General features: G+C 75.0%; 1 pseudogene. It reads right to left on the reverse strand.

The features are described 5' to 3' along the window. Positions 1-601 (reverse strand): annotated as a pseudogene (locus EAO75_RS44815) (helicase); the annotation flags it as partial.

Genomic DNA, 601 nt, shown 5'->3' on the forward strand with positions numbered 1-601 from the left:
AGCTCCGGCCACCAGGCGTCGAGGAAGGCGATGAAGCTGTCCTCCGAGAGCTCCGGCCACCAGGCGTCGAGGAAGGCGATGAAGCTGTCCTCCGAGGTCACGTCCTCGTCGAAGGAGGAGCGCAGCTCGGCGGCGAGCTCGGGGTCGGTGTGCCGGGAGGCGCCGCCGGACTGCGCCCACAGGGCGTCCAGCAACAGCTTGCGGGCGCGCGGGCGCAGCAGGTTCACGGGCGCCGTGCCGCTCAGCGCGGTGTGGCGGATACGTTCCAGCGCGTCGGCCTCCAGCTCCAGGCGGCGCCCGAAGGCGACCACGCGCAGCCGGCTGGGCGGTCCGGCGGGCGTCGGCGCGCATCGCACGGGGCAGCTCGCCTTCGGTGACGACGACGCCGATGCCGAGGCGCCGACGCCCCCGCCACCCGCGCCCAGCTCCAGCGCGCCCCGCGCCAAGGGCTCGTACCGCATGCTCAAGGTGCTGCGGAAGGCGGCGCGGGCCGTGGCCGGGGAGTCGTAGAGGGTGGCCTCGACGCCGTCGACGAGCGAGCCGATCGCCCGGATGGCGACCTGGCCCTCCTCGCCGAGCGAGGGGAGCACGCCCTCGGTGT

This window comes from Streptomyces sp. UW30 (assembly GCF_008042075.1).
Lineage (GTDB): Bacteria > Actinomycetota > Actinomycetes > Streptomycetales > Streptomycetaceae > Streptomyces.